The sequence below is a fragment of the Psychrobacter sp. JCM 18903 genome (assembly GCF_000586475.1).
In the GTDB taxonomy this organism is placed as follows: domain Bacteria; phylum Pseudomonadota; class Gammaproteobacteria; order Pseudomonadales; family Moraxellaceae; genus Psychrobacter.
On sequence record NZ_BAWJ01000016.1, the window covers coordinates 41,565 to 60,254 of the forward strand.

13 protein-coding genes and 5 pseudogenes are annotated in these 18,690 nt (G+C 43.1%); 9 read left to right on the forward strand and 9 right to left on the reverse strand.

The annotated features are described in order from the left end of the window. Positions 1–80: 80 nt before the first annotated feature. On the reverse strand, positions 81–653 hold the full coding sequence (locus TT12_RS11460; RefSeq protein ID WP_045454970.1) for a tRNA (cytidine(34)-2'-O)-methyltransferase: 573 nt from the start codon (positions 651–653) through the stop codon (positions 81–83). A 315-nt stretch (positions 654–968) separates the two neighbouring features. Between TT12_RS11460 and TT12_RS11465 the strand changes: the two genes are divergently transcribed. Further along, positions 969–1,109, forward strand: coding sequence for an entericidin A/B family lipoprotein (locus TT12_RS11465; RefSeq protein ID WP_045447789.1), 141 nt, complete (start codon positions 969–971; stop codon positions 1,107–1,109). Positions 1,110–1,221: 112 nt separating this feature from the next. Here TT12_RS11465 and hemW read toward each other — a convergent pair. After that, positions 1,222–2,519: pseudogene (hemW, locus tag TT12_RS11470) on the reverse strand (radical SAM family heme chaperone HemW). A 374-nt stretch (positions 2,520–2,893) separates the two neighbouring features. Here hemW and TT12_RS11475 point away from each other — a divergent pair. From TT12_RS11475 to accC, 7 genes and pseudogenes are all read left to right on the forward strand, one after another. Then, a complete protein-coding gene (locus tag TT12_RS11475) occupies positions 2,894–3,313 on the forward strand; it encodes an EVE domain-containing protein (RefSeq protein WP_308417268.1) in 420 nt (139 codons plus the stop codon). Between the two features lie 138 nt (positions 3,314–3,451). Then, complete coding sequence (locus tag TT12_RS11480; RefSeq protein WP_045454973.1) at positions 3,452–3,949, forward strand: hypothetical protein; 498 nt, start codon at positions 3,452–3,454, stop codon at positions 3,947–3,949. Between the two features lie 50 nt (positions 3,950–3,999). Then, positions 4,000–4,491 carry a hypothetical protein gene (locus tag TT12_RS11485; RefSeq protein ID WP_045454977.1) on the forward strand — a complete coding sequence of 164 codons (492 nt, stop codon included), beginning with the start codon at positions 4,000–4,002 and terminating at the stop codon, positions 4,489–4,491. A 608-nt stretch (positions 4,492–5,099) separates the two neighbouring features. After that, positions 5,100–5,806, forward strand: a pseudogene (locus tag TT12_RS17575) (MATE family efflux transporter). A 2-nt stretch (positions 5,807–5,808) separates the two neighbouring features. Then, a complete protein-coding gene (locus TT12_RS17580) occupies positions 5,809–6,318 on the forward strand; it encodes an MATE family efflux transporter (RefSeq protein ID WP_243443636.1) in 510 nt (169 codons plus the stop codon). A 250-nt stretch (positions 6,319–6,568) separates the two neighbouring features. Next, positions 6,569–6,996: pseudogene (accB, locus tag TT12_RS11495) on the forward strand (acetyl-CoA carboxylase biotin carboxyl carrier protein). Positions 6,997–7,150: 154 nt separating this feature from the next. Further along, a complete protein-coding gene (accC, locus tag TT12_RS11500; protein WP_045454980.1) occupies positions 7,151–8,512 on the forward strand; it encodes an acetyl-CoA carboxylase biotin carboxylase subunit in 1,362 nt (453 codons plus the stop codon). A gap of 114 nt (positions 8,513–8,626) precedes the next feature. Here accC and TT12_RS11505 read toward each other — a convergent pair whose 3' ends face one another. Further along, complete coding sequence (locus TT12_RS11505) at positions 8,627–9,247, reverse strand: hypothetical protein (protein WP_045454982.1); 621 nt, start codon at positions 9,245–9,247, stop codon at positions 8,627–8,629. Positions 9,248–9,506: 259 nt separating this feature from the next. Beyond that, entirely contained in the window at positions 9,507–11,291 is a 1,785-nt protein-coding gene (gene leuA, locus TT12_RS11510) for a 2-isopropylmalate synthase (RefSeq protein ID WP_045454984.1), read from the reverse strand. Between the two features lie 217 nt (positions 11,292–11,508). Here leuA and TT12_RS11515 point away from each other — a divergent pair, with 217 nt between their 5' ends. Further along, complete coding sequence (locus TT12_RS11515; protein WP_045454986.1) at positions 11,509–11,997, forward strand: Lrp/AsnC family transcriptional regulator; 489 nt, start codon at positions 11,509–11,511, stop codon at positions 11,995–11,997. Here TT12_RS11515 and TT12_RS11520 read toward each other — a convergent pair. From TT12_RS11520 to TT12_RS11540, 5 genes and pseudogenes are all read right to left on the reverse strand, one after another. Next, a pseudogene (locus TT12_RS11520) lies at positions 11,994–13,249 on the reverse strand (YbfB/YjiJ family MFS transporter). The gene TT12_RS11515 and the pseudogene TT12_RS11520 sit on opposite strands and share 4 nt — an antisense overlap. Before the next feature lie 94 nt (positions 13,250–13,343). After that, positions 13,344–14,696, reverse strand: a complete 1,353-nt coding sequence (locus tag TT12_RS11525; protein WP_045454990.1) for an ABC1 kinase family protein — start codon at positions 14,694–14,696, stop codon at positions 13,344–13,346. A gap of 86 nt (positions 14,697–14,782) precedes the next feature. Further along, positions 14,783–15,576, reverse strand: a pseudogene (locus TT12_RS11530) (HesA/MoeB/ThiF family protein). Between the two features lie 35 nt (positions 15,577–15,611). Further along, entirely contained in the window at positions 15,612–16,523 is a 912-nt protein-coding gene (gene prmC / locus TT12_RS11535; protein ID WP_045454994.1) for a peptide chain release factor N(5)-glutamine methyltransferase, read from the reverse strand. Between the two features lie 27 nt (positions 16,524–16,550). Then, the gene (locus tag TT12_RS11540) at positions 16,551–18,386 is read right to left on the reverse strand and encodes an AmpG family muropeptide MFS transporter (protein ID WP_201605595.1); all 1,836 of its coding nucleotides are present in this window, start codon (positions 18,384–18,386) and stop codon (positions 16,551–16,553) included. Between the last annotated feature and the right edge of the window lie 304 nt (positions 18,387–18,690).

An 18,690-nucleotide genomic window follows, 5' to 3' on the forward strand; every position in this document is an offset into this window, starting at 1 on the left:
ATATGATTGATAAGGGGTTATGAATGGCGATGAATACCTAAATGTTGGATCATCGCCTGCAATCAGTAAAAAATGCATGGCTATTTTGGGTCGTACACTGTCAACGTCTCATACCCTATACTACGACCTTCATCACCAGTGAAGCCTTGCTGACGCCAGACCTCATACAGACATATCGCCACACTATTCGATAAGTTTAAACTGCGTGAATCAGCCAGCATAGGCAATCGCAGCCAGTGATCAGCGCCGATATCTTCACGAATATCATCTGCCAAACCTGCTGTTTCAGAGCCAAATACTAAGGCGACATTAGGTATCTGCTCAGGCATCAAAGCACGATCAGATTCGGCAGCCATCTGTTGCCCACCAAAGTCATAGTCATAAAAAGGCTTGCTCAGTTTGGTGGTCAATGCTGTGACAATATGACAATCCGCTGCCTGTAGCGCCAGTTTTGCTGCTGCCCAATCATCATGTACTTGTAGGTGCGCGTATTCATGATAATCTAAACCTGCACGCCGTAGCTTTTTATCATCAAGCTCAAACCCTAATGGCCTGACCAAGTGTAGCTGCGCGCCCGTGTTGGCACATAAGCGGATAATATTGCCCGTGTTACTAGGCATTTTTGGCGCTACCAACACAATATGGGTGGTCATATCGACTCCTTAAGTCGTCAAATCTGCGTGTTATCGTCGATCCGAGATAACGTGGACAGACTCTACTAAAATGATGGTTATTTGAATTTCTGAGCAAAAGGTAATTAAAAGTTACAGTTTACTGCCAATAATTACATTTTGATACTTTGCACAGTTTTTAACTTTCACTATGATGTCTCTAACGGATATCGAGATAGTATTTATCAATAGTATTTATCAATTATTATCTTATCCAATAACCCCTCAGTGAGGCTCAAGCCTAATGCTTAGCATCACTGTTATTATTTATAACGACCCATTTTTGAGGATTCTATTATGAAAAAATTAATCATCGCATCTTTAACTGCTATGTTTGTTCTAACTGGTTGCAACACTTTTAAAGGTTTGGGCCAAGACGTATCAAGCGCTGGCGAAGCTGTTACTGGCGGCGCACAAGACGTACAAAATAAAATCTAAGTATTGATTTTTTTGCGTATTTGAAAGGCTTATCATTTATGTGATAAGCCTTTTTTATGACTTTATTTTTCGATAGTAAAGACTGACATTAAAGAACAGTAAATATCTCTAATTATAAGAAAGCTCGCAATATCTGATTGAGATAACGTTGACCCAATAGCGTTGGCTGTAGCCGCTCGGTATTGTCTACTAGCAATCCCTGAGTAATCAATTGCGCCACTTGTACAGCAATATCATCGTAACTCAGCCTGTCCTTGCAGTAAACATAGACCAAGCGACGCCATCATGTAGACGTAGCGCATTCAGCATAAACTCACTGACCAATTCATCACTGTCAATTTCCTGCCAACCCACCATTTTTGGTGAATTTCGTTTAACAGAAGAGTCAGTGTTATCTTGATAATCCACATAATCTTTAGGCAGTCGTGACTTACTAAAACGATAAATACCAGAGTCTGCTAGCAAGTCATTCTTTAAGCCATTCTCTGTCAATGCTGATGCTTCATGAGCAATCGTTACTTTGCCATGCGCGCCCGCACCAATCGCTAGGTAGTCACCAAATTGCCAGTAATTAACATTGTGACAGCATGCCTCATCTGACGCGCCTGCCCACGCGGATACTTCGTAATTGCGGTAGCCCAACTGCTGCAACAACGCTTGACCTGCCTGCTCAATATCTGCCAAGTTATCCTCATCTGGTAAAATCGGCTGGCTACGGTAAAATACGGTATTGGGCTCAATCGTTAATTGATACCAAGAGATATGCGTCGCCCCAGCATCATGCGCCATCTGGATATCGTTCAGCGCCTCATTCATCGTTTGCTGCGGTAGCCCATGCATCAAATCGACATTGACTCGCTCAAACCCAGCTGCGCAAGCTGCACGAATCGCTGACAATGCTTGTGCAGGGTCATGTATGCGACCAAGGGTTTTGAGCTTATCAGCAGCAAAACTTTGTACACCTATCGACAAACGATTGATACCCACCTCTAAATATTGGGAAAAAGGCGCATGCTCAAGCGTGCCCGGATTGGCTTCCATCGTCACTTCAATGCCATCAGCAAACTTAAAAATGTTGCGTAAGCCAGTAAACAATCGCTGGTATTGCGCAATGGGTAGCAGTGAAGGCGTACCACCACCGATAAAAATCGAACTGATTTCACGCGCTTGGGTTAACGACTGCTGCATGGCGGCATCTGACAGCAGCGCATCCACATATTCGTCATACATAGATAGCTGCATATCCATCGGCAGCTCATGCGAATTAAAATCACAATAAGGGCATTTTTTGACACACCACGGGATATGAATATAAAGCGCCAGTGGAATGGCGCTTACCTGTATCCCACTCGCAGTATTATTAAAAGCGCTGAGATTATCAGAAAAATGAGCAGGTGTAATATTTGACATAAACGAAGGTATCTATAAAAAAGGTTACATAAATGGATGACTGCTGTCACTAGCAGAAAGTAGCGCTAGGATAACGGCTAATGTGATTAAAAAAAAGGCTATCTTAAAGAAAAGCCGATCAATAACAAAACCAATCACAAACATTCATGTTAACCCTGTACTTTTATAGGCAAAATAGTGAAGAATGATGGCATAAAGTGACATTGTATTAAATGATATTGTATTAAATGACATTGCATACAGTGATATTGCAAATAATGAATGGCTGATAATGATAAATAGGATAAAGATATGGCTTATTGGTTGATGAAATCCAACCCCCAGTTTTTTGGTATTGATGATTTGCAACGCCTAGAGACCGACAGTTGGATGGTGTGCGCAATTACCGTGCTCGTAACTTCATGCGTGACGAGATGCAGGTCGGCGACAAGGTATTCTTTTATCACTCTAGCGCTAAGCCGTCTGGCGTCGCTGGCATCATGACGGTAAGCAAAGCAGGCTACCCTGACCCTTGCCAGTTCCATCCTGAGCACCGTCATTACGATCCTATTGCCACCGAAGATGAGCCACGCTGGTATATGGTAGACGTCACTTTTGAGCAAGTATTTATTGATATTCTACCACTATCAGCCCTTAAATTTTTACCCGCACTTGAGGATTCACTATTAATGAGAAAAGGCTGTGAGCAACTTACCGTGATTCCACTAGACGCCAAACACTGGTACGCCATTATGGATATGCAGAAACACTTAATCTACTATCTGAGCAACCAGTGGTTAGATAGTAACGATTGAGTAAGGTTTTTAGTGTTATCAACGAACACTTATTGATGCGCTGTCTGCAAAAAATTTGCTATATTTGCCATTTATGCTCAACAATTCATTTCTCGATTTTCTTTATCACACCTTTATCCCCATTATCAGGACCCGCTTATGAGCGCACCCAAACTGCTATTATCTGTATTAACTGTCAGCATGTTCAGTCTTACCCTTAGCGCCTGTGGCAGTGACGGGGACAAGGTCAAAGAGGAATATGACCGAATAGAAGATCAGGTGAACAATGAATATGATCGTGTGGAAGACAAGGTCAAAGAGAAGTATAAAGAAGTCGAAGATAAGCTGAGCGATGATGAAAAATCCATGGCCGAGATTCTGGAGTCGGTATTTTTACCAGAAGAATCGCTCGATAATTTCTTGGATAAAATAACCCCAGAAGGCGGTCGCGGCGGTTTATATGTCGGACACTTTATTGAGATTGACGATGGTGACAGCGACGATATCGATATCGGTGCCGTTTACTTTGACATCAGCAAAGATGGCGCTGGCAGCGTAGATGGTAGCGTTAGTTATCAGCAGCAAGCCTGCCAAGAAAATAACACTCTGGCATCAACTCAGCCATTAAGGTTGACAACTATATCGCGGGTAAAATAACAGGCAGTCTCGATACGTTAGCGTTTTTAGACATTAAGTATATCAATGATTTGGGCGTAGAAACACCGAACTTATTAACCACCTTTGCGGGGAGCTTTGAGGAAAAAGAAGCAGGATCACCTTGGAGAGGTAGCTTTGAGTATCAGGATGGCATCGGCGGTAAAAAACTAACCAGTAGCGAAAAAAATTGCAACGTCACCTACACCATCAGCGATCGCTCTAATTTTAAGACGTACCCACTTGATTATAGTCTGGGCAAAATGACTCTTGATGTCATCGGTAATGGCAGTCAAAAGACCGTCACTTGGCAAAATCCTGCCAATACCAAGCATTTACTGGTCAGCCAAATTGATGTCAATAAAGCCGAGTCTGGTGCCAACGGCTATGTGCAGAACGTGATATTAAGTAATCTTGAAACGCAGTTTGCTCCTGTTATTCCAGTCATGTTCACCAATTACGTGATTGTCGTGCAAGCATTTGATGCCAATAATACCTTGATTGGCTATCAAGCAGTGGTGCAAGATTTGCCTGAGTCGCTATAAATGCCTGCTGATGTGCCTATAAATTAGAACGGTTATCGTCCAGTGCACGCTCTATTGAATCGATTACCTTTCACAGTCAGTTTTTAAGATCGATACAACGCTTTTAAAGCGTTGACATCATAGCGTGGCTTCTTTACCATTCTATTTATTTATGACCTGTCAATCCACTGCTTGGATTGACGGGTTATTTTTATTTTTGTGCCTGACTTTTTTTTGCATACTCTGTCTATATAGGCTTGCTCATATTATTTATCGGAGTATTATCGTCGGCACGACTCCCCCTTTTACATCCAGCCAAAAAACTAGATTGGCTTGGTTAAACTTGCTTAGAGCATGTCCTCATTCTCATTTGCTTTTCCGCTCAAGTTTTTGGTCAGGGTATGACTGTCTCGCTATTGTTTTGTTGATGGCAATATTTGCTCATCTATCATAATTACCGCAAAGAATAAAAAGTTGCTCACTATGGTTTTCCCATTATCTTTTAGAGATTTTAAAAGCTACAGCTTACGCTTAGGCGTGCTCGCGCTTCCTATTTTAATTACTCAGTTTTGCCAAGCAGCACTTGGTGTGGTCGATGCTATCATGCAGGTCAAGTCTCCGCGCTTGATTTGGCTGCCGTCGCCGTTGGCTCTGGTATTTGGCTGCCGCTGTTTTTATTAGCCACTGGTATTTTAATCGCCACCACCCCTCTTATTGGTGAGGCGATCGGTCAAAATAAGCACCATCAAGTGCCACATATCACGCAGCAGTCTTTATGGACGCCAGTGTCATTGGTATTATGGGCTTTATCATCGTTAATTTAGCACCCAATGTACTTGGGGTCATGGGTGTGCCTGAAAACATCCAACCGATAGCAACGCAGTATTTGCATGGCGTGTCGTTTGGTTTTCCCGCACTGGCTGTCTATGCGGTACTACGCAGTTATTGCGAAGCACTTGGGCGACCTGAGCCGGTGACAGTGATTAGTATTATCGGGCTACTTGCCGATATTCCCCTTAACTATATATTTATCCACGGTCTGTTTGGCATGCCCGAAATGGGCGGCGCAGGCTGCGGGGTCGCAACGGCTATTGTGTTATGGATAAATGTTTTATTACTGGCGGCTTATACCAGCTTCACTAAGCGACAGCAGTTTGCCAGCACGCGCTTCTTTTATGCCTTTGCCAGTCCTAATCGTGAACAGATTAAAAAGCTCCTTAAACTTGGTATTCCGATTGGTATCTCTATCTTTTTTGAAGCCAGTTTGTTCAGCTTGGGCGCTCTTGTTATCAGTCCATTAGGTGAGCTAGCAACCGCATCGCATCAGTGGCATTAGCAGTGACTTCCCAGCTGTTTATGATTCCGATATCGGTCGCTATGGCACTGACAATCATGGTATCCAATCGTTTTGGCGAAAAAAACCTCATGGCGTTACGTCAAGTGCAAGCCACTGGTCTTATCTGGACAGTATTGATTGCTCTCACGTGTATGCTTGGTATTTGGCTATTTAGGCCACAATTGGCAGCCGCATTCTCTGATAACCCAGCCGTTATCACGCAATCTATGCATTTACTTATTTTTGCCCTTGGTTATCAGCTGTTCGATGGCTGGCAAGTCAACGTCGCTGGTATATTGCGCGGCATGCAAGACACCACGATCCCAATGTGGGTCACGTTGTTTTGTTACTGGCTGGTGGCATTACCACTCGGTGTTTATTTGGTGCGCTTCACCGATATAGGCGCACAAGGGTTTTGGATGGCATTAATCACGGGTTTATTCTTATCGTCTATTCTACTCACCCTACGCCTGCGCTACCAACAAAAGCGTCTGACGACGATGTGGGGTTAATGCATCAGCGATACTGATGTAAATGCAGTATCTACTAACCATGACTAGCGCTACATGGTCACATAGACTATGATAAATCATTAAGCATTTCTTACTCGTAAGAAATGCTTACGTCATAATATGTAAAAAAACTCAGTTAACAACTGTACATCGATTGCTCATTGCCATGAATATAGGTATCATTAGCAATTACCTACACAATATTTAGTTACACTATTTCTTGAAATTAGTAGAAGGCAAAATTAAAACTATGGATATTGAAAAAATACGCACCCTAATCGCCCTCATGGAAGAAAGTGAACTGGTTAATTTAGAAATCAGCTCAGATGATGAGCACATCAGCTTAACTCGTCACTATGATGCGCCTGCACCGACCATGATGGCCGCACCTGCTGCTGGCATTACCCCTATCACTGCTGAAGCAAAGCCAGCGGTAAAAGCGGGTAGCGTTGAGACATCGCCGATGGTTGGTGTTTATTACTCAGCCCCTAGCCCTAATGATCCGCCATTCGTAAAGGTCGGACAAAAGGTGCAAGCTGGTGACACATTGGCATCATCGAAGCCATGAAAATTATGAATCCTCTTGAGGCAACGCAAAGTGGTGTCGTTGACGAAATCTTAGTCGATAACTCCGAAGTGGTACAGTTTGGTCAACCCGTCATACGCTATAGAGCTTAACGACACTATTTACCAACCTTTACCTCATTATGATAGAGATTTCGTTATCATTTGGCATTTTAGCTTGAGTTATTTTATCTTTATCGTAGCTCGATTTAATGGTGCCTAAAATAACGACTCTATCAATGACCGCCGCTTCGACAAGGATGACCCCATGATAAAAAAACTGCTCATCGCCAATAGAGGTGAGATTGCCCTACGTATCGTTCGAGCCTGCAAAGCCCTTGGCATAGAGACCGTCGGTATCTACTCCACAGCTGATGCAAACTTGATGCACCTGCGCTTTGTTGATGAGGCAATCTGTATTGGCAAACCCAATGCCAATCAAAGCTATCTTGATATCAATACTATTTTAACCGCAGCTGAAATCACTGGTGCCGACGCTATCCATCCGGGTTATGGTTTTTTGGCTGAAAATGCTGAATTCGCTGAACGCGTCGAAGAAGCAGGTCTCACTTTCGTTGGTCCTAATGCTGATCATATTCGATTAATGGGCAATAAAGTCTCTGCCATTAATGCGATGAAAAAAGCTGGCGTACCGACCGTCCCTGGTTCAGTGGGCGCGGTAACGTTGCATAATGCTGAAGAGCAAGCACGCCATATCGGCTTTCCGTTATTGATTAAAGCCGCTTCTGGCGGCGGCGGTCGCGGTATGCGTGTGGTTGAGCGCTTCGAAGAAGTCATTGGGCAAGTACAGGCTGCTAAGCAAGAAGCTGAGCTGTGGTTTGGTGATGATACCGTGTATATGGAACGCTACCTACAAAATCCGCGCCACGTAGAGATACAAGTGCTTGGCGATGGTAACGGTAATGCCATTCACTTATACGATCGAGATTGTTCATTGCAACGTCGTCACCAAAAAGTATTAGAGGAAGCCCCTGCGCCTGATATCCCTGACGATGTACGTCAGCCTATCTTGGACGCTTGCGTCAAAGCATGTGAGTTGGTGAAATATCGCGGTGCCGGTACTTTTGAGTTTTTATTTGAAAATAATGAATACTTTTTTATTGAGATGAATACTCGTGTGCAAGTTGAGCATCCGGTAACTGAGATGATTACTGGCATCGACGTGGTCGTCGAGCAGCTAAAAATCGCAGCAGGCTACGGTTTGTCTTATCGTCAAAGCGAGATTGAGATTCAAGGTCATGCCATTGAATGTCGTATCAATGCTGAAGATCCAGCCACCTTTATGCCTTGTCCTGGTACAGTCACTCAGTTATTTGCCCCCAGTGGTGCTGGTGTACGCTTTGACTCGCATCTCTACCCGGGCTATGAGATTCCAAGCTATTATGACTCATTGATTGGCAAGCTTATTTGCCATGGTCAAACGCGCCAGCAAGCCGTCTCTAAAACGCTGCATGCACTCGATGAATTGGTGATTGAGGGTATTAAAACCAATATCCCGCTGCATCGTGATGTCATTTTGGCAGATGACAATTTTATTCACGAAGCACAAAATATTCATTACCTTGAAAGAGAGCTTCTAACTGGCAATAAAAAGAAGGCGGATGTATAACCTGCTTTGATTTATTGTTAAACACAAAAAAACCGCTACCTATTTAGATAGCGGTTTTTTATGTTTCTATTGTAGAAAAAAATGGTTTTAAGTCTTATGATTAACGATAAAGTGCTATGGCAACACTCTATTAAAATTCATAAAGCATTCATTACCATCAGGATCCGCACACCACTGCATTTGGTTGCCATCGTGGTTTAAAAACGCAATCAACGCTTCGTCAGTTTGGTCGATTTGGTTACCTGAACAATCTACTTCATTGTTGTCATAGACTGTTTTTAGCGCAATAATGGGCAGCCCTTCTTCGCGGTGCGTGATTAGGTAACGACCATATGTCCACTCTTTGCCACTCACTGCCCACATCTCATTATCGGCCGCAAAATTATATAGCTCGCGGCACTGATTTGCTTTTTTGGCAGAGACCTTTAACTGGTTGTTAGTATTTGGCTTAATATTAAGGACGCGCTTTTCACTTTGCACAAGTACACCGCCTTCTGTGTCAGCAGTCACTTTTGGCTCATCACTTTTTGTCTGTTTCAGCTCTTTTGCTACAGCTTGTCTGGCTTTGGCTTCTTTGGTCATCGTGATACTACTGTCTAAGTCGATTTCCCATTGTCCTGCGATAGCTGGGCTGATATGAGTGGTAATAGTCGGTTTAGTGACCACTTCGCCATTCACTGGCAATGACGCCAAAATAGCAGCCAATGAAAATGAAGCAAGTGAGATAGGTTCCATAATTAACCTTTTGTTTATAATAATATAATAATATGAGTTATGTACATTAGCGTAAGTCTTAGACATCAAAAACACAAGTAACATTATGCTATCAGTCGTGATGCTTTAGCCAACTGCAAGATAGGCGATAGTCATAAATATCTACTTTCTGCATATAGACTGTCTTTTTTCATGCAAAAAATAACGCCATCGCTTTACTTGCCAAAGACAAGAAGCGACAGCGTTATAGCGACAAGTTATTAAAACGATCATAAAAACATTAAGCAGTGGCAGTATTAACCGCTTGAGCAAACGCTGATAAAGCGCCTTTAAGCATCGCTGATACAGTACTGCTACAAGTGCCAATGCCAGAATAAACTTCACCATCAACATTCAACTGAATGTAAGCAGCGGCATTGGCATTGGTTTTGTTGTCATTATTGGTATCATCATCGATGCCATCACCGCTATTGTGCTGCGGATTGATGGCATGCTCAGCGTAGTTGATGACATGGATAGATTTACCAGTGTGCTGGGCAAGTCCGTCAATAAACGATGATAATGGACCATTACCAGTGCCATCAATATTAATAATGTCCCCATTCATTTGTACTTGACCAGTAAAGTAGACTTCACCGCCTTTATTATTGACCGTATAATCTAACAACTCAAAACTGCCTTGCTGTAGATACGTGTCTTCAAAAGTTTGTAAGATTTCATCATTCTGCAATTCACGAGCAGCTGATTCAGCTTGCTTCTGTACCACGCCGCTGAAGTCAATTTGCATCCAGCGCGGCAAATTAAAGCCATAGTTGCGCTGCAAGATATAAGCCACACCGCCTTTACCAGACTGGCTATTGATACGTACCACATCTTGATAGCTGCGACCGATATGCGCCGGATCAATTGGCAAGTAAGCCACATCCCAAACGTTATCCGTCTCGTTTTGATGCTTTTCGTTATAATCGAGAGATTTTTTGATGGCATCCTGATGTGAGCCGCTAAAGGCGGTAAAGACCAATTCGCCGACGTATGGATGACGCGGATGTAAGGGCAAATTGTTACATTCGCTGACCACTTGTACAATTTCGCTCATGTTACTAAAATCAAGCTCTGGATCGATACCTTGACTAAACAAGTTCATCGCCATGACCATGATATCCATATTACCCGTGCGCTCACCGTTACCCAATAGCGTACCTTCGATACGATCGGCGCCCGCTAATACCCCAAGCTCTGCTGCTGCAACCGCACAGCCACGGTCATTATGTGTATGCAAGCTAATAACGACATGCTCACGCTGGGCAAGATGACGGCAGAAATACTCGACTTGGTCGGCAAAAACATTGGGCATAGACGCTTCAACCGTCGCTGGCAAGTTTAAAATCACTTCCTGCCCTTGTTGTGGTTGCCACACATCACAGACCGCATCACAGACTTCTACAGCATATTCAGTTTCTGTTTGACTAAAGCTCTCAGGTGAATATTGGAACACCCATTCCGTCTCAGGATACTGTGCCGCATACTGCTGTAATAGCTTGGCACCAGTGATGGCAATTTCTTTAATTTCAGCTTTGTCTTTACCGTAGACCTTTTCACGTTGTACACGGCACGTTGAATTATAAACATGGACAATCGCACGCTTCACGCCTTTCAATGACTCAAACGTACGGGCGATCAAATGCTCACGAGCCTGCACCAATACCTGCAAAGTCACATCGTCTGGGACGTGATTTTCTTCGATAAGTTTACGAGCAAAATCAAATTCAACCTGCGCCGCTGATGGAAAGCCAATTTCAATCTCTTTAAAACCAACCTCAACCAACGTTTTAAAAAAACGCATTTTTTGTTCGATTGTCATCGGATCAATCAGTGCTTGGTTGCCATCACGCAGATCCACACTTGCCCAAATTGGTGACTTTTCAATCGTTTTGCTCGGCCAAGTACGATCTGACAGCGATGGCGCAAAAGCAAATGGACGATACTTTTTATAATCAAAAGCAGCATTTTTGGGTGTAATCTTTGCAGTCGTTGAGGCTACAGTGCGTTTGGCTTGGTCAGACATAATCAATCCTTAGATGATATGGGAATTTATGTTTTAGCTGGACGGCTGGTGATTAGATCAATGTTTATCATACGAGATAACCAATGTTTATACCATAATAATATCAGAGTTTATGCAATAGAAATCAGCTTTCTTCTATAATATATCGCGCTATTTTAGTGAAAAAATACAATTTACTTAGTATAATTAGATGAATCCACTAACAAAGCAACAGATCATGCCGAACAGTCATCTTGATAGTCCACATTTAGCCGATATTGATGAGATCGATCGACAGCTCTTGCGCGTATTGCAAACTCAGGCACGTATGAGTATCACCGAGCTTGCCGAACGCGTCAACCTGTCAGCCACGCCTTGTGCACGCCGTATTAAACGCTTAGAAGATGCTGGTATTATCATAGGTTATCACACCAAAACGGATGCGCAAAAACTTGGCTACCCGCTCGCCGTCTTTATCGCGATTAGTATGGACCGCCATACGGCTGAACGCTTTGAGCAATTTGAGCGTAAGATTCAGAGCTTTGATGAAGTCATTAGCTGTAGCATTGTCACGGGTCGTACGGAAGACTACCTTATCAAGGTAAGGGTACGCGATATGGCACATTATGAGGAGTTTTTATTACATAGGCTCAATCGTATCGAAGGTGTCGCTCAAGTGCATACCAGTTTTGAGTTGCGAGAAATATTTAATCGTAGTGTGGTTTAAATGGTAGTCGGTGGCTGTCGACGAAACAATAGTAACAGCACCAATCCAATCATCAATCCAGCGGCGGCAACGAGTAACCCTGCATTGAAATTGTCGTCCTGCCCTGCCAATGCTACCGTCACCAATGGTCCCAAAAACTGACCCAATGCATAAGCCAAAGTTGCCAATCCTATCAGCAAATTTGAGTAAGCAGGATTGATATTTTTAATCAAAGTGAGCGTCATCGATACCATACCCACAAAGGTCAAACCTAAAATAGCAGCATTGCCGTACAAACCAATAGCGCCGTCGAACCATATGGCAGGCACATCCCAAATGCTTGTAATATCGTTAAGCCTATTAACGTTTTGATTTCACCCATTCGCTTGGCAAGTGCGCCCCACAGTGGATTTGATAACATCGCAAACACACCAACGACTAGCCAAATGAGCAATCCAGCATACGTCTGCGTCGTGAGGCGCTGTGCTGCCATGACTGGCAAAAAAGTCGCAGAGGTAATATAACCAAAGCCTGCCAGTACATAGCTCGCTGACAGCAAAGCAATAGCCTTACGATGACCAGCAATGGCCTCATACAAAGCACGCTTAAAGCTCAAATAGGTTTGATGCACTGACACGTGCTGTTTAGGATCAGTCTGCAGCGAGACGGAACCCTGTGCTTGTCTTGGTTTTACGACATAGAGTAGCCATACCAGAGGTAAACTTGTAAAGCCTGCTACCAACCAAATGACATCAAAATGATAGCCTAATATTAACAACCACCACGTCAGTATGGCAGAGGCACTGATACCGACGCCAATACCTGCATAGTGTACTGCCGACAGTACAGAGCGGCGTTCAGGACTTAAGCTTTGAATAACAAACGATGAGCTTAAAATCATCGCTACCCCGCTTGCAATACCTGCGATTAGACGAATGAGATACCATAGAGTTAATGACATATCAGGTACGACAAGTAGCATCGTTGTGACGACACTTATCATTGCCCACAGTGTCAGCGCTTGCCACGTCGAGCGCTGAGGCACAAACATGGCGATGAGGGCACCGATAAAATAACCGATGTAATTGATAGAGGCAAGCCAGCCTGCTATCGTCGTTGAAATCGACAGTTGCACCATAATATCGGGCAAGGTGGCAGTAAAGAGGAAGCGTCCATAGCCCATGACGACTGCCATGCAGTACATACCGATACAGGCAATGGCAGCTTCATTAGTAATATGAGGAAAAGCACGGCTTTTGAGAGCAGTCATCATGACAGAGCCATTTTTGCGGCAATTAGCACACAATCCTTTGTGTTAGAGCATTCAAGAGCAGCGGCAGATTAATAATCAAACATACAAGCGAAAACTACGATACGTTTACTGTTGGCGGCATGGTCACATCTGTTTCTGTGTGTCCTAGCATTTGTACGCGTTGATCACTAAACATATCCATATCAGGTGCCAGCGTACGCATAAAGCGATCAAAATATAGCATCTGCTTGGTCAATAAAGCAAAGTCACGTGGGAAATGTATGCCATGGCGCTTACCGACTTCTACAATCTCAAGCATCATCTTATTTAGCTCATCGGCTTGTTCTTTACTATTAAAAGGCACACCACTGGTAAAGGATTTGTCCTCCGCCATAATAGTCTTCATCATACGCTGCAAATCATTACCCAATGCCACTACATCGACTTTATTGCCACCATGGGTCATTTCCATATCAATCATATGGCGCGCCATCGCTTGATAGTCACTGTCCTGCATGGCTTGCATCATACCCATGCACGCACGCCAGCTTTCAGCTTTTAGTTTACCGACAATACCAAAATCCAAGAAGCCAATACGACCATCAGTTAATAGCATCAAATTGCCCGCATGCAAGTCAGCATGGAAACTGTTGCACAGCATGAGACTGGCAAACCACGTATTCAAGGTATCCGCCATGACTTGCGCAGGATCAGCACAATACTGACGCATGAGCGACTCATCTACCATAGATACGCCGTACAAGCGGCTCATGGTTAGTACACGCTTGGTCGTCAGCTCTTCATATACTTTGGGTGCTACCACGCGTGTATTACCTGATATGGCTAAGAACTGCTGAAAATCGCGGATGTTTTGTGCCTCAGCGATAAAGTCCGTCTCGGCAAGCATGCGCAGGCGAATCTCATCGATAATCGGTGCAATACTGGCAAACTTCATCGAAGGCATCAGAATCTCAAGTAACTTAGTCACCCCATGCAATACGCCCAAATCCGTTTGCATAATGGTCTCGACGTCAGGCTTTTGCACCTTTAATACGACTTCATCGCCATTATGCAACCGTGCCGCATGCACTTGAGCAATAGAGGCTGACGCTAGTGGCTTTGAGTCGATATGGGCGAACTTATCAGCGAGCGTCATACCATCAACCGCTAACTCTTCTTTCAATACCTGCTCGATATAAGCATAGGACAGTGGCGTGGTTTGATCCAAACAGCTCTGAAAAGCTTTCACATATTCGCGTGGAAACAGTGACGGCGTACTGGCGATAAACTGACCAATCTTGATATAAGTCGTGCCCAACTGCTCAAACGTTTCTTTTAATAATGTGGCATCAGGCTTTTCACCTTTTGCCACTCTCAGCGCAGATAAACCTGCCACGCTGGCTGTTTGGCGAACACGGTTCATGACATTGAAGGTATGCTTTAATAAATGCGGACGATGAATTTTCATAAAAAACAACTATGGTCATAAGAAAGGGTTTTGAGAATAGGTGATTACAAGTAATGACAAGTTACACAGCCACTAATAAACAATAACTAGTGACTACTACAGACAGGACACGCGGCATCTTGGCGATAGCCATCAGCCGTTGCTGCATCTGGCTACCATCCCATATTAATAGCTTATTTGTCAGTGGATTTTTGGTTAATCCCAAATACTGCAGGGCAGCATTCGCTTGCAAATTACCCATGATAGCAGTGGTACTCGCTAGCACACCTGAGTTGGCACACGTACGCTCATCAGCCGCTGCATCAAGTACTACCGAACCAAACACGCAGTGATAACAACCAGTGTTTAGTTGCGGCTCAAACAGCGCCAACTGACCTTGCATCGCAATCGCTGAGGCAGATAATAGCGGGATTTTATAGTGCACGCTAATACGATTGATGACATCACGCGTAGCAAAATTGTCGGTGCAGTCTAAAAGCAAATCAGGCTTGCCTGTCGCCATATCGAGCAATTCATAAGCATTGTCTTCACTCAATCTTGCAACTGTACCGCTCGCGGTAATTAAAGGATTAATACGCTCTAACATGTGCGCCGCTGTTAGCGCCTTAGGTTTACCGATATCCTCAGGTAAAAACAACGTTTGGCGCTGCAAGTTGCTGGCTTCAATGACGTCATCATCTATCAGATGAATGTGCCCAAGTCCTGCACGCACCAGCGTCTCAGAAGCAGGACAACCAAGCCCGCCTGCCCCTATCATGACCACACGAGCTGATTTTAAGCGTAGTTGAGCGTCAATATCCCAACCATCTAATAATATCTGCCTTGCATAACGCAGCAACTCTTCATCCAACAACTGCCCTTCATCTGATGTGTGCGCCATATTTATTACCAATAACCTATTATTAAAGAAGTCTACTAACAAAAATCTGATGACTTAATTTGACCCAGCGTAACACGATCATTACCACCATAATCTTGTACTGTACGCACAGATTCAAAGTCACTGTCTACAAACAACTTGCGAACGGCATCACCTTGGTCAAAACCATGTTCGATAGCCAGTAGCCCACCGACACGCAAGTATTTCGGTGCCTGTCCTACGATATGCTCTATATCGGCAAGCCCATGATTGGGGGCACTTAAGGCACTAATAGGTTCGGCTACAAGGCGTGCCAAATGCTCATCTTCCTCATCGATATAAGGAGGGTTAGACACAATCACATCAAATAATAGCTCGCCATGACTGGGCAGCTCGTCATACCAACTGCTTTGTATAAACTCAATATCAGCAACATCATTGATAGCTGCATTGTGCTGAGCAATCTTGAGCGCTGCTGGCGACATATCCACCGCAACGACTTGCCAGCTTTCTGCCTTACTGTCTGAACGCTGCGTATTTAACTCGTGAGCGAGACTAATCGCAATACAGCCTGAACCTGTCCCTAAATCCAGTAACCGTTTTGGGCTGCTGACACTGTTTGGCTGAGATTTTATCCAAGTTAATACTTGCTCAATCAGTATCTCAGTATCAGGTCGCGGAATCAACGTATGCTCATTGACCCTAAATTTTAACGACCAGAACTCTTGCTGACCAGTCAAATACGCAAGTGGCATTCCTTGCTGCATCTTGGTTACACCTGCATTGAACTCCGAAAGCTCGCTGTCTGTTAGCTGGTAACCTTCATCTGTGATTAGCGCTATCGCAGGCTTATCAACGACATACAACAGCCAATCTGTTAGCCAAAATGACGGTAGCTTGCTATTTGCAGTCTCATTCGTCAATTGCTGAATGTGCTGCTTTATTTGACGAATACTTGATGCTGTCATATATAGTTCATCACCTATTAAAATTGATTACTCAAGTTTGGTAGAAAGTTCAACTGGATCGTCATTGCTACCAATAACCACATGCTTGTCTACCAAATAAATAAGTATCAAGACAGGTATCCCAATCAAGAATGTGATTAAGAAAAAGTTGGCAAATCCAATGTTGTCTGAAATGCCACCTGAATACCCACCCAATACTTTTGGAAACAAGGTCATGAGTGATGAAAATATAGCGTACTGTACAGCGGTAAACTTAACTGAAGTAAGCGCTGATAAAAATGCAATAAAAACAGCAGTCGCAAAACCTGCTGCCAAATTATCGACAACCACGGCTAGGTACATATAATTCATATCACCAGGATGATAGGTCAATAGAATAAATAGAAGATTGGTTGTACTCGATGCTATAGCACCAATCAACATGACATGCATCATCTTCATTTTTTGAGCAACAAGGCCACCTAAAAATCCACCTGCGATCGTCATAAACAATCCCAGAAATTTGACCGCGTCAGCAATCTGAATTTTAGTAAAACCCATCTTAGCGTAGAAAACGTTTGATAGATTGCCTGCGACAATATCTGACACACGATAAAAACCTATCAACAATAGCAACAGTATTGCCTGCTTACCATAGCGACGGAAAAAATCAGCAATAGGCTCTACCCACAATCTTTTTGCCACTTCTTTTTTTGCCAGCCCGACTGATATAAGCGCATATCCCACAACCATAGCCACAGCCACACTACCCAACAATCTCACTACTTCTATCAAAAACTTTAGAAAAACACTGTCATCAGGAGCTTGGAATATTTTACCTATAAATACAAAAGCACCTATAAACGCAAAAACTGACAAGATAAATAAGAATAATATTCTAATATTGTCATCACGAGACTGTACAACTGAGTCAATTTTGTTCACTATTTTGGGTTGATTTAAAATAAAAAATATCAGTAAGAAAGGTGCGCATGCCATTACCATCAAGAAATACATATTAATCGCTGGCAAGTACTCAATAGGTATTAACGTTAAAGGCCTACTCAATACTCTGGTTGCAAAGGTGCTGACGAATACTGGCAATCCATAAATCACACCAGGGATAAGGAGAAAAGCCGCGTATATGGAAAATATTTTTAAATTTCTTTTTTGTTTATATATTTCTAATGACTGTGCTGCTGGCTCATAAATAGCAAACGTCGTTAATAAACCGACTGACATGACACCCATCATCGTATAGTAAGTATTGCGCCATGCTTCATAATTATAAAGCTCTTCAGAAGAGCCAAAATAACTTGCTAAATAAAGTGCGCCTGCGCCTGCGACAATCATGCCAATACGATAACCAGCGACATATACTGAAGACAACGTAGGTTGCAATTCAAACCCTGCCAACTCAATACGATAAGAATCAACAACGATATCCTGAGTAGCTGATGAAAAACCAAGCAAAACAGCACCAAGCGCCATAACCCAAAGGACGTTTTCAGCAACAGGGTTAACACTAGCCATCGTAAAAATAGCAACCAGTATCATCAGTTGTGACATAAACATCCATGCCCGACGCCTACCTAGCCATTTAGTTAAGAAAGGAAGTGGCATTGAATCAATCAACGGCGCCCAAATAAACTTAAACGAATAACCAAGACCTGCCCAACCAAACATTGTTATCACACCGGTTTCTAAACCCGCTTCACTAAGCCATAATGATAGACTTGAAAAAACCAACAGAATAGGTACACCTGCTGAAAATCCAAGAAATAACATAATCATCACACGAATATCTGAAAAAGATTTCAATGCATCAGACCATGATTTTTTGACAGCTGGTTGATTGGGTGGCACAGATTTGACAGCAGACATAATCGCTCACTAGCACTTAAGAAAAAGAACACAACCGCGCACAATTTTATCAATCATTAGCATCATCTATCGGTAACTGACATTGATAAATAGCACTGATAAACGGGATCGATAAAAATTGCTTAACGTTGCACAAATACAGCCATTACAACAAAATTGAATTATGGTACTTGAGAACGCTGACCTTGACTAGACATTCTAACGATATTTTTGCATTAACCTTTCTTTCTACTGGTTAATAAAACCTAGCTTATAGACTAGGGTTTGCTTTCATATTAAGAATGGGTATAAAAACAAGGAAAAT

Coding starts and splice junctions, on each gene's coding strand:
- TT12_RS11525 (WP_045454990.1), bottom strand. CDS start 14,696: ATGAAAATTCATCGTCCGCATTTATTAAAGCATACCTTCAATGTCATG.
- TT12_RS11515 (WP_045454986.1), top strand. CDS start 11,509: ATGCCGAACAGTCATCTTGATAGTCCACATTTAGCCGATATTGATGAG.
- prmC (WP_045454994.1), bottom strand. CDS start 16,523: ATGACAGCATCAAGTATTCGTCAAATAAAGCAGCACATTCAGCAATTG.
- TT12_RS11480 (WP_045454973.1), top strand. CDS start 3,452: ATGAGCGCACCCAAACTGCTATTATCTGTATTAACTGTCAGCATGTTC.
- TT12_RS11465 (WP_045447789.1), top strand. CDS start 969: ATGAAAAAATTAATCATCGCATCTTTAACTGCTATGTTTGTTCTAACT.
- accC (WP_045454980.1), top strand. CDS start 7,151: ATGATAAAAAAACTGCTCATCGCCAATAGAGGTGAGATTGCCCTACGT.
- leuA (WP_045454984.1), bottom strand. CDS start 11,291: ATGTCTGACCAAGCCAAACGCACTGTAGCCTCAACGACTGCAAAGATT.
- TT12_RS11540 (WP_201605595.1), bottom strand. CDS start 18,386: ATGTCTGCTGTCAAATCTGTGCCACCCAATCAACCAGCTGTCAAAAAA.
- TT12_RS11460 (WP_045454970.1), bottom strand. CDS start 653: ATGACCACCCATATTGTGTTGGTAGCGCCAAAAATGCCTAGTAACACG.
- TT12_RS11505 (WP_045454982.1), bottom strand. CDS start 9,247: ATGGAACCTATCTCACTTGCTTCATTTTCATTGGCTGCTATTTTGGCG.